Raw genomic sequence first — 17,907 nt, forward strand, 5'->3', positions numbered from 1 at the left:
AGGATTGCCAATGCCTGCACCCCGTCGTCTTGATTTACCTGCAATCGAACGCGCGCTACGCGAGGTGCAGAGCCGCTTTTCCGAGCTCAGCAGGCACTTTACCGAGCCGCGCGACCCCTTGACTGACGAAGTGCTGCACAATGTACTTGAAGGTTATGCGTTGATTGACAGCTATGTCGCAAGCGGCGTAGACCTGTTCGACCTTCAGCAACTGAACCTGATGCTGGAGATCAACGCCACCGTGCTCTGTGGTCGGGACCCGGTACGCCGACGGGAATACGCTCAACATCTGGCGGCGACCGAGGAACACTTCTTCAACAACGTCGAGGGGGGGATAAAAGACTTGTTCAATTGGTACTGTGCGTATCGCAGCGAATCCGTCTGGAAACGTGCAGCCGGTGTCTACGTGCGAATCCTCAGCAAGCCGCAGTTGTTTATTGAAGGCAATAACCGCAGTGGGTCGCTCATCGTCAGCTATTTGCTCATGCGCGCAGGTTTGCCTCCATTCGTGCTGACGCTGAAAAACGCCGAGGGCTACTTCAACCCGTCATCGGTCATACGCAACTCCGCCAAGCATGGCGTCAAGGCGTTGTATGAATTGCCCAAGATCAAGAAAAAGTATGCAGCCTTCCTGGAAGATCAGGCATCTGATTCAATGAAATTTCTTCTCAACGACAAGGCCTCGCCCCTTTACCAGGAGGGTCATCGATGAGCCGGTATCCCACGCTCGCTAAATGCCGAGCTTCCGGCAGCCGGGTATGGCACGCCATGCGGCGCGCCGTCCCGATGCACGGATTCAGGCGTCAGCGCATACGCATTTCGTTCGATATCGATGACACCCTGGCCTGCCAACTCCACCACTGCGCGGTCGAGCCAAGCCGGCTGCCGGCCTGTGTGCATCGTTGGCTGGGTGAACCACTGCGTATCGGTACACGCTCCCTGACCCAAGAGTTACGTCGCCAGGGCTGCAGTATCTGGGTCTACACCTCGTCCGGTCGCACTCCGTCCTACATCAGGCGTTGGCTATTGCTGTACGGCATCCGCGTCGACGGGGTGGTCAACAGCATGCTGCATAACCGTGCCCTGACGGTGCATGGCCTGTCGAACGCGCCCTCGAAATTTCCGCCGGCATTCGATATCGACTTACATGTCGACGATTCCGAAGGCGTGCGGACTGAAGGGCGTGATCACGGTTTTCGCGTTGTTGTCGTGCATCCGGAGGATGAGCGCTGGGCACAGAAAGTCCTCGATGCCGTGGCGGAAGTCCAAGCACAGCTCGCTTGGCAACAACCGTTCAGGAACAAGAAGCCAGCACAACAATGCTCGGAAATTGTGCCCTCGTGATTTTTAGTAACCCTGGCTTATCACCGCGGCCCATGGCTGCAAAAAAAACTTCACGGTCTGGACATTCTCTTGTGTGTTCATCGAAATCGCTCCATTGCCTTTACCCTAACCGGACACGTTGTGGGCCTGCGGGTGAGGAAGAGGGTATTCGCACGCCGCGCGGGTATTGGCTGGCAGTCAATTCGATCAAAAGCGACGCGCAACGCGATCTTGCCTGATGCGCAGGACGTGCTTAGGGCGCGAGTATTTCCTGAAGAAACGCGATGAATACACTGATGCGGCTGGAACCACGGTGGTTGGGCAGATACAGCGCATTGATGCAGGTGCTTGCACTGCCTGGGTTGACTTCATATTGCTCCAGCACCCGCGTCAGCCGACCTGCACTGACGTCCTCACGTACCAGCCAATCGGCCAATAGCGTCACCCCGCCACCGGCCAAGGCAGCCTCGCGCAGAATGTCGGCATTGTTGCTTTGCAGCCGTCCCTGCACATTCACGCGGATGACGTCCTCATCGCCCAGGAATGTCCAGTCGTGGTGGCCCGTGTGGTAATCGAAACGCAAGCACGGGTGCTCGAGCAAGTCGCGAGGGTGTCGCGGCAGTCCGGTTCGTGTCAGGTATTCGGGACTCGCCACCACCCAACGCTGGAAATAGCCCAGCCGCTTGCTGACGATGTCATCACTGACAACCGATGAACCAAGACGTACTGACACATCGATTTGTTCGCTGAGCAGGTCACTGACCTCGTCGCTCAGCGAGAGACTGATTTCCAGACCGGGATGGCGTTCAAGCAACCGCCCCAAGTGCGGGGCGATGATTCGCCGGCCGAATTCCACCGGGACACTGACCCGCAAACGCCCCTGAGCTTCGCTGCCACGGTCGGCAACGACGGCATCCGCGCCATCGATGGCCTCAAGGATCGCCACGACTTTATCGAAATAGTGCTGCCCCGCCACCGTGACGCTCGTATTGCGCGTGGTGCGGTTGAGCAGGCTGGCGCCCAACTCACTTTCCAGCCCCGCGACCTGCCGTGTCACAGACGATGTGGAGATGCCGAGCTTACGCGCCGCAGATGAGTAACCCCCACAGCGCACCGTTTCGACAAACATTTTCAGCGCCAGCAACTTGTCCATGCACGGATTCCGAGATCGAAAGGTAAAGGTAGCGACTGTGCATGACCAGGCAATGGGAGTCTTGCATGGCTGTGCTCAATGGCTTGATTGGTTAAGGAGGCTTGCGATCCCCCTATTGATCGGATGATAATCAAAATTGATCAAATGATCGACCGATTAATAGAGCGATGTCTCGGAGCGGGTACATGCCACGGCGAGAACCGGTCGCTCTGAACCCGTGCAAGCACAAAGGCGCGCACTTGAACCCGTCAAGACAACAATAAAAAGGAGATCGACGATGCAATGCCCCTGCTGTCTTTCAAAGACCCGTCGCCAACTGCTGGGCATCATGGCAGCTACCGCCGGCGGTCTGCTGGTTACCCGTTTATCACCCGCCTCGGCGGCACCGATCAAGAAAGGTGCCGATGTCCCGGTGCGATCGGTGGACATCCATGCACATTACTACCCTGAAGAGTTCTTACACCTCCTGGGAAGTGAGGGCAAAACGTTCGGTGCAAGCTATACCCGCCAGGAGACTACTTTCAGCTTCGCCACCCCGGCCGGAGGATTGGGGCCATTGCCGTTGAAATTCATCGACGTGCAGGCGCGTTTGCTCGATATGGACCATTCCGGCGTCGACGTACAGGCGCTGTCCCTTAGCGTGCCAATGGTGTACTGGGCAGATCGACAACTCAATGCCCGCCTGGCACGTGCCTGGAACGATGCTGCGTCGATGGTCCATCGCCAACACCCACAACGTTTTGTGGTGCTGGCCACGTTGCCGATGCTAGAGGCTGACGATGCCATCGCCGAGCTGGAACGCGCCGCCGAATTGCCTGGGGTTCGTGGGGTGTACATGGGCACAAACATCAACGGCCTGGACCTGGACAATCCGCGCTTCGCGCCCGTCTTTGCCCGTATAGAACAGCTCGGACTCCCAGTATTCCTGCACCCGCAACAAACGGTCGGCGGCAACCGTCTGAGCAACTACTACTTGAGCAACTTGCTGGGCAACCCGTTCGATACCGCTATCGCGGCGTCACACCTGATCCTCGGCGGAGTATTGGATCAATACCCTCAACTGCATGTGTCATTGCCTCACGCCGGTGGGGCTTTGCCAATACTCGTGGGACGTCTCGATGCCGGGTGGACCTCACGCCCTGAGACACGACGCCTGGCCCAGAAGCCGAGCAGCTACTTGACGCGATTCAGCTACGACACCGTGTCGCACTCCGGGCCGGTGCTGGACTATTTGATCGCCAACGTCGGTATCGACCATCTGGTCCTGGGCAGCGACTACTGCTTCGACATGGGCTATGAACAGCCGGTGCGTTTTGTCGAAAGCGTAGGCTTGGGCCCGCGCGAGAAAGCGGCAGTACTCGGCGCCAACGCGGCCAGAATCCTGAAACTCCCCGTATAGCGTTGGCGAAACTCTCGATTTCCCTTTGGCCGGTTTGACCGGCCTTTTTTTTGCGAACCGTTCAAGACTTCACCAAATCGTCTCTGCCGTTCGCTCGGGATCCCAGCCAAGATGATCGAACCGAATAAACAAATACCGATCAATCATAACCATGGGCCCATGCAGCTTTAGATAAATCAGTCAAAAGACTATAAAAAACCAACCGACCCGCATTGCCGACAGCAAGCACTACACCCATTAAATTATATTGGCCCATCTGTAGACAAACATGGATAAACATCATTTTCGGTAATAATCAGTATCCCGCCTGAGCATTTCTACAAACAACCTGGCGACAGCATAATCAGCTCCAGAAGCAAACAAAGAGATCTTGTCCCCTCTCTCACTCTTACTGGAAGACACCCTGATGAAATATGCAATGCTCGCCTCACTGATGATGTTTAGCGTATACGCTTCAGCCCATGATGGCGCCAACAACAATGCCTCTGCCCCTGAACCTGAGCGGTACAATTATTCCGAACACCTGGATATCGCCAAGGTCATCGACATCACTACAGCAGAGGACACAAACAACGCTTGTGGCCCAGTGGACGCGCACATGGTGTATGTGGATCACAAGGGTATAACGCACGACCTGCAATACAAAATACTCGGTGGCGCTTGCCAGAATGGTTAAAACTTCAAAGTTTACAGGTGCTAAAAAAGAGGAGACCGCTTCGATCTGAAGCTAATCTCCTCTTTTTATATTCAGTCTAGAAAGACTGCAACAGCCAACGATCACACCCCACTTTCATCCCGCCAACGCAAGGCTCTCGCCAATAAGTCCGATGTGAGCCGCTCCATCAGGCTTGGGCGATCCCCATAATCCGATTGCCCATACTCACCCCCCAATCCGCCATACGCATGCCTTCTGCAAGTTGTTGGTGCTGCCAGGCAAGCAGGGCTTTATCGAGGTCGCCGATGTCGTCGATTGCTTGCGCCAGGGCCAGTGCATTGCGGGCTGCCTTGGCCGTGCTTCCGGCGGTATGAGGACGCGGCACAAAAGCGGCGTCGCCAGTCAACAGCACACGGCCAAACACCATCTGAGGAACTTTGAGATCAAGGATCGCTTGCACAAAAATATCTTGGGTCTGGCGAATCAGTTCCCGAAAAGCCGGGTTCGCCTGCCGCTCACCCATTCCCCGTATGTAAGCATCCTGCCCAGCGGCCAAGGCTCCGGGTGGAATGGAGTGACTACGCCGACGGCCATCGCTGTCAGTGAGCACAGCGTCCAGTTCCGCCCCTTGTGCAGCTTTCAGGTACCACAGCCAATTGAACCGACGCTCGCCCGGATTAACGGAGCCATTCACGCTCGGCACCATGTATTCCAACATCAGCGATTCAGGGTCTTGTTGAAAAACAAAGTCCTCGTAAAGCTGCATTTTGGCGAAGTCTGGAAGTTGCTCTTCATCGACCAGCCCGCGCCACACCACATACCCCGAATAGCTGGGTACTGTTCCAGGCAACACCACGCTTCGCACGGTTGAACCCGAGCCATCAGCGCCAATCAGCAGGTCTGCCTCGGCAGTGCTGCCGTCGGCAAAAATCGCAGTCACCCGGTGTTCATTCTGAGTCAGATCCACCAACGTCTTGCCACGGTGATAATGCTCAGCAGCAAATGCAGAAAATAATGAGCTGTACAGTGTGTTCCAGGACGTCTGGGTTTGCGGCATCGGCTCTTTATGCACGACGCTACCCTCTCGATCCAGATAGAGACGATCATGGGACCGGACGCCGAGCGCACCTGCCGGATGAATGCCCGCATAACGAAAATGGTGCAGGACGTCCGCTTGCAGAACGATGCCCCCGCCACGACTATCCATCGCCGCAGGGGATCGCTCGTAAATATCGACCTGCCAACCAATCGCGCGTAACGCCGTGGCGGCGAACAGCCCGCCCAGGGAACCACCAATGACCAAGGCCTTTGGAACGCCTGAACTCTTCATTACCTTTCTCCTCGTTGCAGGGTGATTCCCGCAGCTGCGGTTTACCGTTGCGTTATGCCAACACCGGATAGTCGATGTACCCCTTGGCGTCGCCGCCAAAAAAGCTGTTGCCGTCAGCCACGTTGAGTTCGTTGCGACCACGCAAGCGAGCCGGTAAGTCGGGGTTGGCAATGAACGGGCGACCAAACGCAATGAGGTCTGCACGGCCCTGCGCAATGGCCTGTTCGGCCGTTTCGCCGGAGTAGCCACCCGCCAACATCAGAACGCCGTGGAAGTCAGTACGCAGTTGCTTGATGATCGCGTCCCAGCGTGGATCGTTACTTTCATCGAGCACTGTGCCGACCATCATCGGTTCTACCAGGTGCAGGTAAGCGAGATTCCAGTGATTGAGCTGGGATGCGATGTAGCCAAAGGTTTGTTCCGGGGTGTCATCGCCCATTCCCATGAAACGTCCCATCGGTGTCAGGCGGACAGCAACGTGTTCGGCACCTACTTCCGCGGTCACGGCTTCCACGACTTCAAGCAGCAACCGCGCACGGTTTTCGATACTTCCCCCGTAGCGATCACTTCGCTGATTGCTGGCGCTGTTGATGAATTGGTCGAGCAGGTAGCCGTTGCCCGCGTGAATTTCCACACCATCCATACCGGCCAGAATCGCGTTGCGAGCGGCCCTGCGGAAGTCGGCAACGATCGCTTCGATCCCAGGAATGTCCAGCGCCTGAGGGACAGGTACATCACCCCATACGCCCTCGCCCTCTTCATTCAGGATGAAGGTCTTGCCGGGCACTGGCTGCGCGGTCGGTGCCACCGGCAAGCCGCCGTTAGGCTGGAACACCGGGTGCGACACCCGCCCCACATGCCAGAGCTGCAGGAAAATGCGCCCGCCTTCTGCGTGCACGGCTTCGCTGACAGCCTTCCAGCCCTGAATCTGCTCGTCGCTATGGATGCCGGGCGTCCAGGCGTAACCCTGGCCCTGCTGCGAAATCTGTGTAGCCTCGGTAATGATCAATGCAGCACTGGCACGCTGACGGTAGTACTCGACGTTCATCGATGTCGGTACGTTGCCAGGTTGCCCCGCTCGCGAGCGAGTCAGAGGCGCCATGACGACGCGGTGATCGAGGGTGAATTGGCCGAGTTTGATAGGGCTGAACAAGTGATGAGTCATGATGATGTCCTGAATGGATTGGGATTGAAAAACCGCCTCAGGCGGCTTGGCTTCGCTTCAGTATCTGGATCATTATTTCGATGGGCTGCGCGCCACTGATCACGTCATCTGCGATCTGGATACTCGGCACCGAGCGCACACCGGACGCCTTGGTTTGGGCTTCGAGCTTCAAGACTTCAGCGGTGCCTTCATCGGCCTTGAGAAAGTCGACAATGACCTCTCGGTCCAGCCCGGTTTCGGCAGCGATGTCGGCCAGCACAGTGAGGTCGCCGATATCCCGCCCTTCGCTGAAGTACGCCTTGAAAATGGCCTTGACCAGCAAGGAAGCGTCTCGACCCGCCTGTTGCTCGCGCCATACCAACCGATGCGCGGCCAGGGTGTTGGGGGTTTTTTCGACGCGCTCATAATCGAACTCAAGGCCGACGGCCTTACCGGCGTGGGTGACCTGTGCGTCCATGGCCTGGCTACGCGCCCAACTGCCGAACTTGCCAGAGCGATAGGCTTTGCGATCCATGCCTCGAACCGGCATGTCCGGGTTCAACTGATAAGGCAGGAAACTGATTGGGCGGTCCGTTGAAAAACCCGAAGCGGCCAGCGCGCGTTCAAGATTTTCCTCACCGATCCAGCACCATGGGCAGATGAAGTCGTAAGTCACCTGAATTTTGGATGAATGCAAACTCATGACGGTCTCCGTGGTTGAATGTTTCACCCCCCCAAGGTAGGTGCCGGAGCGCCGACAGAGAATCCACCTGCTGCACAACGTTGCTTTTCGCAAAACGCAACGATGCACCGATCACGTCGTCGGCTGTGTTTGCGACTTGAGCAATTCGGTGAGGAAATCAATGAACGCATTGATACGTTTCGAGCCGCGATGATTGGGCAGGTACAAAGCCGAGATCGCTGAACTGGCGCTGTTCGGATTGACGACAAAAGCGTCGAACAAGGCAGTGAGTCGACCACTGTCGACGTCATCATTGACCAGCCAATCGGGTAACTGCGCCACCCCGCACCCGGCCAGCACCACTTCGCGCAGGACCTCGGCATTGTTGCTCTTGAATTGCCCTTCGACGGGCACGCGCAGCTCTTGGCCCTGCTCTGTAAATGTCCAGAACTGCTGTGGCGCGCCATAGTTGAAGCACATGCACTCGTGTTGCATGAGGTCCATGGGTCGGTCGGGAAATCCTCGAGCGTTCAGGTACTCGGCGCTGGCGACTACGCGGCGGCGAAAGTTGCCGATGCAGCGGCTGACCAGCGTTTCCATCGCCGCTGGCGACCCCAGCCGGATCGATAGATCGATGCGTTCGCCGAGCAGATCGACGATGTCGTCCGATAGCGTCATATCCAGTACGAGCAGGGGATAGCGCGCTAAAAGCGCGCCGATATGAGGGACAATAAGACGCTGTCCAAACGCCACGGGCACGGAGATACGCAACTGTCCCGCGGGCACTTCACCGCGGTCCGAAACTGACTCGTCAGCGTCAGCCATGGCGCTCAGAATATCCCGGCTTTTCAGGTAGTACACACTACCGGCATCGGTCAACGTGACTTGCCGGGTAGATCGATTCAGCAGCACGGCGCCCAGGTCATCCTCAAGCCTGTCGATCATTCTGGTCACTGACGAGGTCGCCAGATTGAGTTGCCTGGCGGCAGACGAAAAGCCCTTGGAATCTACTGACTGGATGAATATTTTCAGTGCGAGCAGCTTGTCCATGAAACCCCTTCCGTCATTACGCTCCTTGAGCGCCTATCTTTGGACATCGGCGCACCCTGCGCGAGTTAACGGTTGTTAATTCTGCCGCCGTTGCGCCTGGCGCAATGTAGCGTTGCGCCTTGATGGGGTACTCCATCACAAGCGCCCTCTCTAAGCTCACGACATGGAAAATCGCCGCCCATCGCACGCGGCGGATTGAAAAATCTGTCGTTAATTCAGCTCGAGAGGTAAGGCGATGAAGCGCAAGACGATCATCGGTGCCGTTCTGGCAATCGGCGTCGCGGGGTTAGGCTTTGCGTTCTGGATGATGTGGAGGCCGGAAATTGCCACTGTCAGCCAACACCTGAATGCTGATCGCGAGACGCTGGACAGAGGCCGCCGCGTGGTCGAAGCGGGCGACTGTGCGGTCTGTCACACACGGCCAGGGGGCGCCTACATGGCCGGAGGTTTGCCGCTGGTAACGCCCTTCGGAACCCTCTTCACCACCAACATCACCCCGGACCCGCAGTCCGGTATCGGTCAGTGGTCGCTGGACGCCTTTGAACGGGCCATGCGTGAAGGCATCGCGCGTGACGGCCACTTTCTCTATCCGGCCTTCCCCTACGTGCATTACCGGAAGCTGAGCGATGCCGATATTGCCGACGCCTATGCCTTCCTGATGAGCGTGGACCCGATCAAATACACCGCACCGGAAAATCATATGGTCTTCCCCATGAACTTCCGTCCGCTGGTGTCTTTCTGGAACTTACTGTTCCTGCATGGGGATCCGCTGGAACCACTTCCCAACCGATCAGCACAATGGAACCGCGGACGTTATCTGGTCGAGGGCGCGGGGCACTGTTCGTCGTGCCATTCGCCCCTGAATCTGATTGGTGGGGAGAAAGGCAGCGAACTGTTCAACGGTGGCGTCGTCGACGGCTGGACAGCTCCCGCCCTGCGCGGAATGACCGAGGCACAACACCCCTGGAATGAAGCCCAGTTGGTCGCCTATCTGACGGGCGAGGTCGCCGAAGGACATGGCGCAGCGGCGGGCCCGATGTTGCCGGTCAGCCTGAGCATCGCGCAATTGCCGGCGGAAGACGCGCATGCCATCGCGCAGTACATTCTTGACCTCAAGAAAACTTCATCGGATGCCCCATCGCCGCCCTGCACCTCTGGGGTCAAGCCCAGCGCCACGGCGCTGCGGGGCGCCGCGTTGTTCGAGGGGGCCTGCGCGAGTTGCCATGGCCGCGCGGCGCCGATGCGCGTCATTGAATCGCGGCCGGCACTGGCGAACACCTCGGCGGTGAGGGCGGACTCGCCACGCAATTTGATCCAGACCATCCTGCAGGGCATCCCGATGTCCAGCGCCGCTTCCAGCCACTACATGCCTGCCTTCGCCCACAACCTGGACGACACCCATGTGGCCGCACTTGCCGAGTACTTGCGCAATGAAAGCTGTGCAAACCGACCCTGGACGGATCTCGACAAGACAATCAAAAGTATTCGGGCTCAGGAGCAGCAACCGTGATCACACTTGACATCAACGGCAAGACTCACGAACTGGACATCGCGGACGACATGCCCCTGCTATATGCCTTGCGCAACCAGGTGGGGCTCAATGGCGCCAAATACGGCTGCGGCCTGGGTCAGTGCGGCGCGTGCACCGTGTTAGTCAACGACAAGCCGGTGTTTTCCTGCCTGACGCCGTGCGGCGCACTGGCGGGCAAATCGGTACGCACCGTCGAGAGCCTGGGCAGCGTCGACCAACCGGGGCCGTTGCAGAAAGCCTTTATCGATGAACAGGCCGCCCAGTGTGGTTATTGCATCGCGGGAATGATCGTGAGGGCGCAGGCGCTGCTGGAGGCCAACCCTCATCCGGACGATGAAACGATCCGCCGCCACATGGCACCGAATTTATGCCGCTGCGGCACCCACGTGCGGATCTTCGCCGCGATCAAGTCGGTTGTCGCGCAGGGAGGCAAGGTATGAAACCCCCCACGCAAAACGTCAATCTGAGCCGCCGCGCCTTCGTGATAAACGGGGCTTTGGTGATGGGGTTCGCGATGCTTCCAGGTATACCCCGCGCCTTCGCTGACACCGAGGTGGACACCTTGGGTACGACAATCCTGGCGCCTGATCTGCCCGGCAGCCTGCGGGCCACGCCCTATCTGGACGCCTGGATCCGCATCGATGCGAAAGATGGCATCACCGTCTACACCGGCAAAGTGGAACTGGGCACGGGTGTTAAAACTGCGCTCCTGCAGATCGCCGCCGAACGCCTTGAAGTGTCACCTGGGCTCATCCGTTTTCTCACTGCCGACACCGCACTGACACCCAATGAAGGTTACACCGCCGGCAGCCATACGATCGTCGACAGCGGCACTGCACTGTTCAACGCCGCGGCCCAGGTGCGGCAGTTGTTACTCGAGTCCGCAGCACGGCAATGGCAGCGCAGCATCGACAGCCTGACCACGCGGGATGCGGTGATCTACGATACACAAGGCCGCAGCATGACCTACGCACAGGCAGTGGTGGGGGTTCAACTGCATCGCTTTGCGTCGGCCAACTCGCCCTTCAAGCCCGCTGGCACTTTCACCCTGATCGGCAAATCGTTGCCTCGGCTGGACATCCCGGCCAAAGTCAGCGGCGGTGCGGCCTATGTGCAGGACATGCGGCTGCCCGATATGCTGCACGCCCGGGTGATACGCCCGCCCCGGCGCGGCAGTCAGCTTCTGGAGATCGACGAGGCCGCCCTCAGGCAACTTCCCGGCGAGGTGAAACTGGTCCGCAATGGCAGCTACCTCGCCGTGGTCGCCACCGATGAATGGCTGGCGGTCAAAGCGATGCGCGAAGGCTACGCCAAGGCCCGCTGGACAGAAGGTAACCCGCTGCCTGACTCGACACACATCCATCAACTCCTCACCGAATTACCGGCGCGGCGCTATCCGGTGAGCGCCAAGGGTGACCTCCCGCAACCGCTGCCGCGTGCTTACAAGGCCCGGGTGACCAAGCAATACCTGATGCACGGCTCCATCGGGCCCTCCTGCGCAGTGGCCTGGTTCAAGGATGGAACATTGACCGTCTGGACCCATACCCAAGGTGTCTACCCTCTGCGCGCGGGTATCGCCGAGATGGTCGGCCTGCCAGTGGCTCAGGTGCGTTGCATCCACGCTGAAGGTTCCGGTTGCTATGGCCACAATGGCGCCGATGACGCCGCCGCCGATGCCGCGCTGATTGCCATGGCCATTCCCGGCAAGCCGATACGGGTGCAATGGATGCGCGAACAGGAAAACCTCTGGGAGCCGTACAGCTCGGCCATGCTTGCCGAGGTGGAAGCGGGACTGGACGACAGTGGGCGTCTTCGCGACTGGAAATACGAACTCTGGAGCACCCCGCACAACGAACGTATCGTCAATGCCGGGCGCCTGTTGCCGGCGTGGCTGTTGGCCAATCCCTTCACCCCCGCCCCTTCGGTGCCGATTGCTCAGCCCGAAGGTGACGGCGACCGTAATGCCGTTCCGTTGTATGAGATACCCAACCTGAAGGTCGACATGAACTTTGTGCTGACCATGCCATTCAGGACCTCGGCCATGCGTTCGCTCGGTGCCCACATCAACATCTTCGCCATCGAAAGCACCGTCGATGAACTGGCGGCTAGGGCCACCATCGACCCGGTGCAATTTCGCCTGAATCACTTGAGCGATCCGCGAGCACGGGCGGTGGTGGAGCGCGTGGCCGCTGAGTTCCGCTGGCCGCACAAAGCAACGGGACCCGGCAGCGGAATCGGCTTCGCCTTTGCCCGCTACAAAAACATCATGGGTTACTGCGCGATCGCCGTGCAGTTGCATGTGCAGCGCCAGACCGGGCAAGTGATGATCGATCGCGTAGTCGCCGCCGTCGACGTGGGGCAAATTGTCAGCCCCGACGGGCTGCTCAATCAGATCCAGGGGGGCATCGTGCAGTCCGCGAGTTGGACGCTCTATGAACGAATCCTCTATGACGCCAGCGGCATGCACAGCTTCGACTGGAGCGGCTATCCGATCATGCGTTTTCCGGATTTACCGCAACAGGTCGAGGTCCACATGATTGATCAGCCGGATCAGCCATTTCTGGGTGCCGCAGAAATCGTCCAGGGCCCCATGGCCGCAGCACTGGGCAATGCCATCAACGATGCCACCGGCAAGCGCTTGCTCGATCTGCCCCTGGCACGACGTGGCTGGCAGGATGCGCTGGGGTCATGACCGATCCGGGCGGTGTCGACGTTATGCCCTTCAGCCAAAAGTAAGCCACCCGATTCCGGCGAAACGTCTGAATCGGTAGCCAGGCGCACGCTCGTGAGCGCCTGGAGCTCATGCAGCAACTAGTTAACGCGAACACTAATAACCCGAATCAATCAGCCTTCAGCAGCGCTCTCCATGTTGCCGGCGTACCCAGTTCAGAATCGACCAACTGATTTTCGAATCGATTGCGCTCACCTATGGCACTGACCGAGCGATCGGTAATAGAGAACCAAAAGATACCGACAAAGGCTACGGCCATAGAAAACAAGGCCGGATATTCGTATGGGAACCAGGCTTGCGGATTATGGAGGATCTTGACCCACACGGTCGGGCTAAGAATGCATAGGGTAATGGCTGATACCAGCCCCAGCGATCCGCCAATCACGGCGCCACGTGTCGTCAGGCCCTTCCAGTAAATCGACAATAACAGCACGGGGAAGTTGGAACTTGCGGCGATGGAGAACGTTAAGCTCACAATAAATGCGATGTTCTGTTTTTCAAAAGCAATGGCCAATAGAATCGACAACACCCCCAACACGATGGTTGTAACGCGAGAGACGCGCATCTCTTCACGGTCGCTGGCGGTGCCCCGGCGCAAGGCATGTGCATAGAGGTCATGCGAAACAGCAGACGAGCCTGCAAGGGTGAGCCCAGCCACCACCGCCAATATCGTCGAGAACGATACAGCACACATAAACCCTAGAAACACATTACCGCCTACGTTGTGTGCGAGGTGAATCGCAACCATATTAACGCCGCCTGATATTCCCCCTGATGCATCGTGATAGGCCGGATTGCTGGCAACCAAGGCGATAGTGCCGAAGCCGATGATTACGATCAGGGCATACCCTATGCCGACAAGACCGGTGGCATAAAGAATACTTTGGCGTGCGGCCTTAACGTTACCGACGGTGAAAAACCGCATGAGAATATGTGGAAGGCCTGCCGTGCCGAAGACTAATGCCAGGCCTAGGGAAATCGCAGACACCGGGTCGCTGATCAGACCGCCTGGACTCATGATTGCGACATGGGAAGGATGCACCTGGGTCGCTTGAGTAAACAGCTGGTTCAGGCTGAATCCGAATTGGGACAGCACCATGAAAGCCATGAAGACGCAGCCGGTCAGCAGTAATACGGCCTTGATAATCTGAATCCAGGTGGTTGCTAACATCCCGCCAAAGAAAACATAAATCACCATTAGCGTGCCCACTAGAAGCACTGCTGCGGTGTAATCGAAACCAAACAGCAACTCCACTAGTTTTCCGGCACCTACCAGTTGAGAAACCAGGTAAAGCAACACGATCACAATGGAACTGGAGGCTGAAAATGCTCGTATGGGCCGCGGTTTCAACCGATAGGACAGTACATCTGCCAGGGTGTAGCGCCCCAGGTTTCGCAGTGGCTCCGCAATCAGAAACAGAATGATCGGCCAACTGGCAAGGAAGCCGATCGAGTAAATCAGCCCATCAAATCCACTGGTGAAAACCAAGGCGGAGATGCCCAGCAAAGACGCCGCAGACATGTAGTCGCCAGCGATAGCCCAGCCATTCTGGAAGCCGGTAATTTTTCCTCCTGCGGCATAGTGATCCGCGACGCTATTGTTTTTGCGTGCCGCCCACCGGGTGACGAACAGCGTGAAAATAACGAAGGCCAAAAACATGCCGATGGCAATGGGATTATGTTTTTGTACGGCGCCAGGGATATCGGCCGCGTATACCGTTACCGAAGCAAGCATGGCGGCGATTGTAATAAGTAGACGCTTCATTTGTTGAAGCTCCTGATAATTGTTTTTATTTTAGGGTCGTAGCAGGTGTTAGTGCGCCAGACATAGACAGCAACGAGGAGAGTCGTGAAAGCGAGCATTCCAAAACCGATTGGCACGCCCCACGTCATCGGCTGCCCTTCTGTGATAGGCGTACCCAAACGGGCAGGTATAAAGGCCAGGGAAAGAATAAAACCAAAATAGACGGCGAGCATAAGCGCCGTCATGCTCCACGAAAATAGTCGGCGCTGTTTTACCAAAGCACGAAACTCCGTATTTTCGAGAATCGGGTTTTGAATAGTGTCGTCAACCTGTTCAGCGGGCATGGTCGGGCCACCGTCTTGCGGATATGCATGTTCCATGGTGATCTCCAGCAAATGGCTTGTGGCTGAGTTAAAACTTCACGGGCACTGCAGTCTCACGCATCACGGCTTCCGGAGTCCGGTACAACTCCGCCATGTCACGCTCTTCCTCGCTTTTCAGTTGCGCCTGCATATACGCGCCAAGATGCCTGGCGTGCTGAACAATCGACGCGCCGAAACGACAGCGCCGCTCGCTGTAGTCCGCCAATGCCTCTTCAACCGTTGCATGTCGCGCAAGTGCGTCCACGATTGCCAACGCATCACCGGCGGCCTTGGTAACGCCCATCCCACAATGGGGACGCGCCACGAATGCCGCGTCGCCGAGCAATGCGACACGGCCAAAATTCATCTTCGGTACTTCCAGGTCGTAAATTGGCTGGAATAACGGCTGAGCAGCTTTCTTAACGACTTCGGCAAACTGCGGGGCCAGTAATGTCTCTGCGGACTTGTACATATTGTCGAGCACATCACGGCGTATCAGCGCCGGAGGAATCCCGCCTTCAAACTGTTTACCGCTTTCATCACGCAGCAAATCCTTCAAGTCATCGTCACCGCTGGTGCGGTACCACACGAAGTTGTAACGGCGCTCGCCGACAAGGGTGCTGTTGGAATGCCCGGCAACTGGATACCCCAGGATCTGCTCATGCGGGGGCAAACAAAACGCGAATTTATCGAAAAGCGCGGCGTGGGCAGCGTCAGACAGAGCACTTTCATCGACTAACCCGCGCCAGGCGATATAGCCGGCATATTGCAGATGCACATCGGGTAAAAAATGTTGGCGAATCGTCGACCGAAACCCATCAGCCGCAACAATGACGTCTGCTTGATGAGTCGTCCCATCGGACAATGTCACGCTGGCATGGGTTTCAGTACTTTCGACCGACACCACACTGCCACCGCAGCGATACCGTGAGTCTGGGAATGCGCAGCGAAGTACCTGGTACATCTTCCCCCACGCGGTCAACGTTTGTGGAAGCGCATTCTCAAGTACGGCTTCGCCGTCCTGGGCCAAAGTGACGCGCGACAGCACATCGATACCTACCGATGCGTCGAGGGGAATTCCCGCTGCGGCCATCGCTTCGAACAACTCAGGGTGTGTAACGATCCCTGCGCCTCGTCCAGCGAGTTCATCCGGAACGCGTTCGAAGACCTCAACGTCCCAACCGTTGCGCAACAGCATATTTGCTGCAAACAGGCCGCCCAGCGAGCCGCCCACGACTATGGCGCGGGGCTTGTTCGAGGCGTTCATCATGGCTGCTCTCCCACCGTTGCAGAGGCATGGGAGGCGTAAGAACCCACAGCATCGATCTCGGAGGCCGGGAAATTGAGCTCGATGGTGACACCAGACGGATCTTCGATGAACACTTGATGCAGGCCTAGGCTCGGCACGGTGCGATCGCGCCACGCAATCCCTTCGGCTTTGAAGACGTCCCAGAACTCGACCAGGCCGGTGACCAAAAAAGCAATGTGATCAACCGTACCAGTGCCTGTCAGCGGGATTTCTTTATCGCCCAGGTATTTTTTCAGGCCTTCAGGATTGGAAGGATCAATCCCGATAATGTGGACCGTGCCGAAGTCCTTCTCATCACCGCCCATGTACAACCAAACGCCAGGAAAATCGAATGGCGGCCGGTAGCCAGGAGTAAAACCGAGGACCCTTTCATAGAATCGACTGGACTTTTCCAGGTCGAACGACCGGATCGAGTAGTGAGCGAGCTTCACGACTTGCATGGTGCCTCCAACAGTTTTTTTGTATTTATTTATCAGTTGATAAACAATACGACCAGCTGAAATTGAAGTAAATAGGTGGCGGATCAAATTTTTGAGGACAGGCTTGAGCCACGCTGTGGCGTCGCCAACAGCGAACGGGCTTCAGGCGTTGGGAAAGGGCTTTTCAGAGCAGGATGGTGCGCGGACACCCCTCCTCACCCGCTCAGTTGAAGGCTGAAACAGGTGATGAGTGGTCGACAGAAAAGCAGGGCAAAATAGGCGATCAGGAGGCAACAAACACGAAATCGAAACCGATCAATTCAAGCGAGGCTTCTTACCCAAATCGTTATCGACTTGCTGCAATACGTGGGGACTGCCGTTAAGGAACGCATCGACCATTTGCTCGATCAGCGCATCTATGTCTTCAGTCACTGGAAGATCGTAAATCCATTTGCGAACACCGATATAGAAAATGCTGGCATGCAGACTCCAGATCAGCTCGAGCTCTTTTTCATTGATCGTGTCACCTGAGGATGGCGCCAATCCATGAGTCTGGCGGATTTCTGCAATGACAGGGATGAAGACCCGCTCACGCAATTTAGCCAGATACCGATCATTGATACCTTCACGTGTCAGCCCGGCGAATACGAAAATACGAATCCACTCTCGCCGCAGAATCACACGAGCGTATGAGGTGTAGAAATGAACCAGGCGAGACTGAAGGGGTTCGGAGCGATCCTTGATCATCGCCTCCCACGAGGAATCCCACTGATATACCTCGTCGTACACGCGGTCTATCAGTGCCTCTTTGCTGGGGAAATATCGATAGAGTAACGGTTGGGTAATATCCAGTTGTCGCGCCAGCTCACGGGTACTGCCCGAGAATCCGCACGTCGCAAAATGCTCGATAGCTTTCTGCACGATTTGCTTTTCCCTGACCTCAGGCGAAAGGCGTCGAGTCGTCGATTTGACGGGGTCTGCTGATTTCGCTGATTTTCCCGACTCGTTCTCGTCTCTATCTTTTGAGTCTTGCATAACGCCTCGCTGGAGCTTCATTAAGGCATCATACAAAACA

At 57.2% G+C, this 17,907-nt stretch carries 17 protein-coding genes; 7 read left to right on the forward strand and 10 right to left on the reverse strand.

The features are described from left to right. Positions 1 to 10 precede the first annotated feature (10 nt). Together PverR02_RS20895 and PverR02_RS20900 are read left to right on the forward strand one after the other, a co-directional pair. Positions 11 to 712, forward strand: coding sequence for a hypothetical protein (locus PverR02_RS20895; protein WP_017847589.1), 702 nt, complete (start codon positions 11 to 13; stop codon positions 710 to 712). A gap of 56 nt (positions 713 to 768) precedes the next feature. Next, a complete protein-coding gene (locus PverR02_RS20900) occupies positions 769 to 1,344 on the forward strand; it encodes a hypothetical protein (RefSeq protein WP_046382744.1) in 576 nt (191 codons plus the stop codon). A 232-nt stretch (positions 1,345 to 1,576) separates the two neighbouring features. Here the strand turns inward: PverR02_RS20900 and PverR02_RS20905 are convergent, their stop codons facing one another. Then, entirely contained in the window at positions 1,577 to 2,476 is a 900-nt protein-coding gene (locus PverR02_RS20905) for a LysR family transcriptional regulator (RefSeq protein ID WP_046382743.1), read from the reverse strand. Between the two features lie 277 nt (positions 2,477 to 2,753). Between PverR02_RS20905 and PverR02_RS20910 the strand changes: the two genes are divergently transcribed. Beyond that, positions 2,754 to 3,875: an amidohydrolase family protein gene (locus tag PverR02_RS20910; protein WP_079444317.1), complete on the forward strand. Its 1,122-nt coding sequence runs from the start codon at positions 2,754 to 2,756 to the stop codon at positions 3,873 to 3,875. A gap of 406 nt (positions 3,876 to 4,281) precedes the next feature. Then, positions 4,282 to 4,551: a DUF2790 domain-containing protein gene (locus tag PverR02_RS20915; protein ID WP_017847593.1), complete on the forward strand. Its 270-nt coding sequence runs from the start codon at positions 4,282 to 4,284 to the stop codon at positions 4,549 to 4,551. Between the two features lie 166 nt (positions 4,552 to 4,717). Here the strand turns inward: PverR02_RS20915 and PverR02_RS20920 are convergent, their stop codons facing one another. The 4 genes from PverR02_RS20920 to PverR02_RS20935 all read right to left on the reverse strand — a co-directional run bounded on the left by PverR02_RS20920 (position 4,718) and on the right by PverR02_RS20935 (position 8,736). Next, positions 4,718 to 5,860 (reverse strand): FAD binding domain-containing protein, encoded by a 1,143-nt coding sequence (locus tag PverR02_RS20920; RefSeq protein WP_079444318.1) that lies wholly within the window; start codon positions 5,858 to 5,860, stop codon positions 4,718 to 4,720. Positions 5,861 to 5,912: 52 nt separating this feature from the next. Beyond that, entirely contained in the window at positions 5,913 to 7,025 is a 1,113-nt protein-coding gene (locus PverR02_RS20925; protein ID WP_079444319.1) for an alkene reductase, read from the reverse strand. Between the two features lie 37 nt (positions 7,026 to 7,062). Beyond that, a complete protein-coding gene (locus PverR02_RS20930) occupies positions 7,063 to 7,707 on the reverse strand; it encodes a DsbA family oxidoreductase (protein ID WP_057005726.1) in 645 nt (214 codons plus the stop codon). A 111-nt stretch (positions 7,708 to 7,818) separates the two neighbouring features. Then, the gene (locus PverR02_RS20935; RefSeq protein WP_079444320.1) at positions 7,819 to 8,736 is read right to left on the reverse strand and encodes a LysR family transcriptional regulator; all 918 of its coding nucleotides are present in this window, start codon (positions 8,734 to 8,736) and stop codon (positions 7,819 to 7,821) included. Positions 8,737 to 8,971: 235 nt separating this feature from the next. Between PverR02_RS20935 and PverR02_RS20940 the strand changes: the two genes are divergently transcribed. Genes PverR02_RS20940 through PverR02_RS20950 form a run of 3 tightly spaced genes read left to right on the forward strand, consistent with a single transcriptional unit; the run spans position 8,972 to position 12,959 of the window. Beyond that, the gene (locus PverR02_RS20940; protein WP_079444321.1) at positions 8,972 to 10,246 is read left to right on the forward strand and encodes a c-type cytochrome; all 1,275 of its coding nucleotides are present in this window, start codon (positions 8,972 to 8,974) and stop codon (positions 10,244 to 10,246) included. Then, positions 10,243 to 10,707, forward strand: a complete 465-nt coding sequence (locus tag PverR02_RS20945; protein ID WP_017847599.1) for a (2Fe-2S)-binding protein — start codon at positions 10,243 to 10,245, stop codon at positions 10,705 to 10,707. The genes PverR02_RS20940 and PverR02_RS20945 overlap by 4 nt, the downstream gene beginning before the upstream one ends. Then, complete coding sequence (locus tag PverR02_RS20950; protein WP_079444322.1) at positions 10,704 to 12,959, forward strand: xanthine dehydrogenase family protein molybdopterin-binding subunit; 2,256 nt, start codon at positions 10,704 to 10,706, stop codon at positions 12,957 to 12,959. Before PverR02_RS20945 ends, PverR02_RS20950 begins: the two co-directional genes overlap by 4 nt. 148 nt (positions 12,960 to 13,107) lie before the next feature. Here PverR02_RS20950 and PverR02_RS20955 read toward each other — a convergent pair whose 3' ends face one another. From PverR02_RS20955 to PverR02_RS20975, 5 genes are all read right to left on the reverse strand, one after another. After that, positions 13,108 to 14,763, reverse strand: a complete 1,656-nt coding sequence (locus PverR02_RS20955) for a cation acetate symporter (protein ID WP_079444323.1) — start codon at positions 14,761 to 14,763, stop codon at positions 13,108 to 13,110. Continuing rightward, on the reverse strand, positions 14,760 to 15,122 hold the full coding sequence (locus PverR02_RS20960; RefSeq protein WP_079444324.1) for a DUF485 domain-containing protein: 363 nt from the start codon (positions 15,120 to 15,122) through the stop codon (positions 14,760 to 14,762). The genes PverR02_RS20955 and PverR02_RS20960 overlap by 4 nt, the downstream gene beginning before the upstream one ends. 31 nt (positions 15,123 to 15,153) lie before the next feature. Further along, positions 15,154 to 16,374 carry an FAD binding domain-containing protein gene (locus tag PverR02_RS20965; protein WP_079444325.1) on the reverse strand — a complete coding sequence of 407 codons (1,221 nt, stop codon included), beginning with the start codon at positions 16,372 to 16,374 and terminating at the stop codon, positions 15,154 to 15,156. Beyond that, a complete protein-coding gene (locus tag PverR02_RS20970) occupies positions 16,371 to 16,853 on the reverse strand; it encodes a VOC family protein (protein WP_057005733.1) in 483 nt (160 codons plus the stop codon). Before PverR02_RS20970 ends, PverR02_RS20965 begins: the two co-directional genes overlap by 4 nt. Before the next feature lie 294 nt (positions 16,854 to 17,147). Then, on the reverse strand, positions 17,148 to 17,867 hold the full coding sequence (locus PverR02_RS20975) for a TetR/AcrR family transcriptional regulator (RefSeq protein WP_046385219.1): 720 nt from the start codon (positions 17,865 to 17,867) through the stop codon (positions 17,148 to 17,150). Positions 17,868 to 17,907 lie beyond the last annotated feature (40 nt).

Origin of the sequence: Pseudomonas veronii (genome assembly GCF_002028325.1) — a bacterium.
Taxonomy (GTDB): Bacteria; Pseudomonadota; Gammaproteobacteria; order Pseudomonadales; family Pseudomonadaceae; genus Aquipseudomonas; species Aquipseudomonas veronii.

What these genes read in the sequence shown, in the direction of transcription:
- PverR02_RS20955 (WP_079444323.1), bottom strand. Translation starts at nt 14,763, where the DNA reads ATGAAGCGTCTACTTATTACAATCGCCGCCATGCTTGCTTCGGTAACG.
- PverR02_RS20920 (WP_079444318.1), bottom strand. Translation starts at nt 5,860, where the DNA reads ATGAAGAGTTCAGGCGTTCCAAAGGCCTTGGTCATTGGTGGTTCCCTG.
- PverR02_RS20950 (WP_079444322.1), top strand. Translation starts at nt 10,704, where the DNA reads ATGAAACCCCCCACGCAAAACGTCAATCTGAGCCGCCGCGCCTTCGTG.
- PverR02_RS20900 (WP_046382744.1), top strand. Translation starts at nt 769, where the DNA reads ATGCGGCGCGCCGTCCCGATGCACGGATTCAGGCGTCAGCGCATACGC.
- PverR02_RS20930 (WP_057005726.1), bottom strand. Translation starts at nt 7,707, where the DNA reads ATGAGTTTGCATTCATCCAAAATTCAGGTGACTTACGACTTCATCTGC.
- PverR02_RS20895 (WP_017847589.1), top strand. Translation starts at nt 11, where the DNA reads ATGCCTGCACCCCGTCGTCTTGATTTACCTGCAATCGAACGCGCGCTA.
- PverR02_RS20935 (WP_079444320.1), bottom strand. Translation starts at nt 8,736, where the DNA reads ATGGACAAGCTGCTCGCACTGAAAATATTCATCCAGTCAGTAGATTCC.
- PverR02_RS20960 (WP_079444324.1), bottom strand. Translation starts at nt 15,122, where the DNA reads ATGGAACATGCATATCCGCAAGACGGTGGCCCGACCATGCCCGCTGAA.
- PverR02_RS20975 (WP_046385219.1), bottom strand. Translation starts at nt 17,867, where the DNA reads ATGCAAGACTCAAAAGATAGAGACGAGAACGAGTCGGGAAAATCAGCG.
- PverR02_RS20915 (WP_017847593.1), top strand. Translation starts at nt 4,282, where the DNA reads ATGAAATATGCAATGCTCGCCTCACTGATGATGTTTAGCGTATACGCT.
- PverR02_RS20905 (WP_046382743.1), bottom strand. Translation starts at nt 2,476, where the DNA reads ATGGACAAGTTGCTGGCGCTGAAAATGTTTGTCGAAACGGTGCGCTGT.
- PverR02_RS20925 (WP_079444319.1), bottom strand. Translation starts at nt 7,025, where the DNA reads ATGACTCATCACTTGTTCAGCCCTATCAAACTCGGCCAATTCACCCTC.
- PverR02_RS20940 (WP_079444321.1), top strand. Translation starts at nt 8,972, where the DNA reads ATGAAGCGCAAGACGATCATCGGTGCCGTTCTGGCAATCGGCGTCGCG.
- PverR02_RS20970 (WP_057005733.1), bottom strand. Translation starts at nt 16,853, where the DNA reads ATGCAAGTCGTGAAGCTCGCTCACTACTCGATCCGGTCGTTCGACCTG.
- PverR02_RS20910 (WP_079444317.1), top strand. Translation starts at nt 2,754, where the DNA reads ATGCAATGCCCCTGCTGTCTTTCAAAGACCCGTCGCCAACTGCTGGGC.
- PverR02_RS20965 (WP_079444325.1), bottom strand. Translation starts at nt 16,374, where the DNA reads ATGATGAACGCCTCGAACAAGCCCCGCGCCATAGTCGTGGGCGGCTCG.